General features: G+C 65.0%; 5 protein-coding genes. All 5 read left to right on the forward strand.

Annotated elements, in window-relative coordinates; genetic code table 11:
• Window positions 1–226: RrF2 family transcriptional regulator (locus HUU95_RS11380; RefSeq protein WP_254602755.1), on the forward strand; the 226-nt coding region annotated here is incomplete at its 5' end.
• On the forward strand, window positions 226–1,698 hold the full coding sequence (gene sufB / locus HUU95_RS11385) for a Fe-S cluster assembly protein SufB (protein WP_174280218.1): 1,473 nt from the start codon (window positions 226–228) through the stop codon (window positions 1,696–1,698). The genes HUU95_RS11380 and sufB, both read left to right, overlap by 1 nt.
• On the forward strand, window positions 1,695–2,102 hold the full coding sequence (locus HUU95_RS11390) for a hypothetical protein (protein ID WP_174280219.1): 408 nt from the start codon (window positions 1,695–1,697) through the stop codon (window positions 2,100–2,102). The genes sufB and HUU95_RS11390 overlap by 4 nt, the downstream gene beginning before the upstream one ends.
• A gap of 8 nt (window positions 2,103–2,110) precedes the next feature.
• Window positions 2,111–2,497, forward strand: coding sequence for a hypothetical protein (locus HUU95_RS11395; RefSeq protein WP_174280220.1), 387 nt, complete (start codon window positions 2,111–2,113; stop codon window positions 2,495–2,497).
• Window positions 2,498–2,508: 11 nt separating this feature from the next.
• On the forward strand, window positions 2,509–3,252 hold the full coding sequence (gene sufC / locus HUU95_RS11400; RefSeq protein ID WP_174280221.1) for a Fe-S cluster assembly ATPase SufC: 744 nt from the start codon (window positions 2,509–2,511) through the stop codon (window positions 3,250–3,252).
• Window positions 3,253–3,469: the final 217 nt, after the last annotated feature.

Below are 3,469 nucleotides of genomic sequence, written 5' to 3' on the forward strand. Positions count from 1 at the left end.
GCGCGATCCGGCCCGGATCAGCCTCGCCGACATCGTCGAGGCGGTGGAGGGCCCGATCGCGCTCACCGCCTGCGTGGAGGGCGGCGCGCAGGATTGCGGGCTCGACCACCATTGCGTCGTCCGCCCGCACTGGCCGCTCGTCAACGCCGCGCTGCGCGGCGCGCTCGCCGATGTCAGCCTCCAGGCGCTCGCCGCGCCGGCATCTTACCCCAAGGTCCTTGTCTGATGGCAACCCGCAACGCCGAGGCGTACGCCGCCGTATCGAAGAAGTATGAGTGGGGCTTTGCCACCGACATCGAACAGGACTTCGCGCCCAAGGGGCTGAGCGAGGACACGGTGCGGTACATTTCCGCGAAGAAGAACGAGCCGGAATGGATGCTCGACTGGCGGCTGAAGGCGTTCCGTCTTTGGCAGACGATGGAAGCGCCCGACTGGGCCAAGCTCCATGTGGCGCCGATCGATTACCAGAACGCCTATTACTACGCCGAGCCCAAGGTGAAGGCGACGATCGCCTCGCTGGACGAGCTCGACCCGGAGATCCGGCGGACGTACGAAAAGCTCGGCATCCCGTTGCAGGAGCAGAAGCTGCTCGCCAATGTCGAGGGCGCGGCACCCCAGCGGCGCGTAGCGGTGGACGCGGTGTTCGACAGCGTGTCGGTCGCGACGACGTTTCGTGACGAGCTGGAGCGGGCGGGTGTCATCTTCCGTTCGATCAGCGAGGCGATCCGCGAATATCCCGATCTGGTCCGGCAATGGCTGGGCAAGGTGGTGCCCCAGCGCGACAATTACTTCGCGACGCTCAACAGCGCGGTCTTCTCCGACGGCACCTTCGTCTACATTCCTGAAGGGGTGCGCTGCCCGATGGAGCTGTCCACCTATTTCCGCATTAACGCGGAGAATACCGGCCAGTTTGAGCGGACGCTGATCGTCGCCGACAGGGGCGCGTACGTGTCGTATCTGGAGGGCTGTACCGCCCCGATGCGAGACGAGAACCAGCTCCACGCCGCCGTGGTCGAGCTAATCGCGCTCGACGATGCCGAGATCAAATATTCGACGGTGCAGAACTGGTACCCCGGCGATGAGAACGGCGTCGGCGGTATCTACAATTTCGTCACCAAGCGCGCGCTGTGCCAGGGTGACCGCTCCAAGGTGTCGTGGACGCAGGTGGAGACGGGCTCGGCCGTGACGTGGAAATACCCGTCCTGCGTGCTCAACGGCGTCGACAGCGTCGGCGAGTTCTATTCGGTCGCGGTGACCAACAACCGCCAGCAGGCCGACACCGGCACCAAGATGATCCATAACGGCAAGGGCTCGCGCTCGACGATCGTGTCGAAGGGGATCAGCGCGGGGCGGAGCGACAATACCTATCGCGGGCTGGTCAAGGTCGCGCCAGGCGCGGAGGGGGTGCGCAACTTCACCCAATGCGACTCGCTGCTGCTGGGCGACCAGTGCGGCGCGCATACGGTGCCCTATATCGAAGTGCGCAACCCGTCCGCGCAGATCGAGCATGAGGCGACGACGAGCAAGATCAGCGACGACCAGCTGTTCTACGCGATGACGCGCGGGCTGGACCAGGAGGCAGCGGTGGCGCTGATCGTCAACGGCTTCGCTCGCGAGGTGCTCCAGCAGCTGCCGATGGAGTTCGCGGTGGAGGCGCAGAAGCTGCTGGGGATCAGCCTTGAGGGGAGCGTGGGGTGATTGGCGTACTACTTGTAGCGACTCAAGCTGTTGTCCAGTCGAAACTTATCGAATGCGATCGTGCTACGATTGATGCTCAGCATGTTTCTGAGCTGGCTGCTATCGAAGCACGACTGAATGAGTTGCTAGAGCAGAAGCATGAGGTCGTTGAAAAGCGGCTCTCAATCGCAAATCGGAAGGTCGAACTGGCCTCCATGGATCCGCTCAAGCGCAGTCTCAGATCGGCTACGAACCGAAACTATAATGTTCGTGATCTCGACGCGCTTGATTTGGCTCTTCAACAACAGGCAGACGCCATCAGCGACCAAGGGCAGTTGCTATCGAGCGATGCAGCGGCTTCAAAGCGAAAGCACGACCAAACTTATGTGACCTGTGGTCTTTCCGACAGTCACACGAGCCCTTGAGAACATTGATGCTTCTCCTCGCCTCCATCACCGTCGACGGTTCCGACCTCGCGCCGCTGTCGCAGGCCGTCGTCGCGTGCGATCGGGCGGTCGTGTCCAAGGCGGTCGCGGACGACAGCGCGCGGCATAGCCGGTTCCTGCTCGACGGGTTCGCCGAGCAGCAGGCGATCGTCGCCGCGCGTGCGGACCTGGCCGAGCGGCGGCGCAAGCTGCGCGAGGCGGTCAAGGCTGAAAAGGGCGGCGACACGGATGCCGCGCTCGCGCTCGTCCAGCACGGCATCGAGGACCGCCAGCAGGCGCTCGACGACGCGCGCACGCTCGATCGGCTCAAGCTGGAGGCAGTCGGCTATTATCGCGGCCTCTATATCGGCCGCTGTTCCGCCAAGGGCGCCTAGCAAAGAAGATCATGCTGCAGATCAACGACCTCCACGCCGCCGTCGATGGCAAGGCGATTCTCAAGGGCCTGTCGCTCGCCATCAACGCGGGCGAGGTGCACGCGATCATGGGGCCCAACGGCGCGGGCAAGTCGACGCTGGGCTATGTGCTCGGCGGCCGGCCGGGTTACGAGGTGACGGGCGGGTCCGTCACCATCGGTGGGCAGGACCTGCTCGCCCTCGCCCCGCACGAGCGGGCCGCCGCGGGGCTGTTCCTGGGCTTCCAGTACCCGGTCGAGATCCCCGGCGTCTCCAACGTCCAGTTCCTGCGTGAGGCGCTCAACGCGCAGCGGGCCTCGCGCGACGAGAAGGCCCTGTCGGGGGGCGAGTTCCTCAAGCTCGCCCGCGCGGAAGCGGCGAGGCTGGAGATGGACGCGGACATGCTCAAGCGCCCCGTCAATGTCGGCTTTTCCGGCGGGGAGAAGAAGCGCAACGAGATGGTGCAGATGGGGCTGATCGACCCGCGCCTGGCGATCCTGGACGAGACGGACAGCGGCCTCGACATCGACGCGCTGCGCATCGTCAGCGACGGCATCAACCGGATCATGCGGCGTCCGGACAAGGCGGTGATCCTCATCACCCACTACCAGCGGCTGCTCGATTATGTGAAGCCCGACTTCGTCCACGTGCTCGACGGCGGCGTGATCACGCGCACCGGCGGGCCCGAGCTGGCGCATCAGCTGGAGCGCGAAGGCTATGCCGAGGTGGCGGCGTGATCGCTTTCCGTCATGCTGAACTTGTTTCAGCATTCATGCGCGACGCTCATTATCGGCGTGGCGCTGATGATAGCGGGGCCGCATGGACCCTGAAACAAGTTCAGGGTGACGGGCGATGACATTGCTCGACCTCCCATCCACCCGCGCGGAGGCGTGGCGCTGGGCCGACCTCGGTGGGCTCGCCGCCGCCGCCGCGCTGGCGCCGGTCGCGCGGGCG

This window comes from Sphingomonas bacterium (assembly GCF_903643065.1).
GTDB lineage: Bacteria > Pseudomonadota > Alphaproteobacteria > Sphingomonadales > Sphingomonadaceae > Sphingomonas.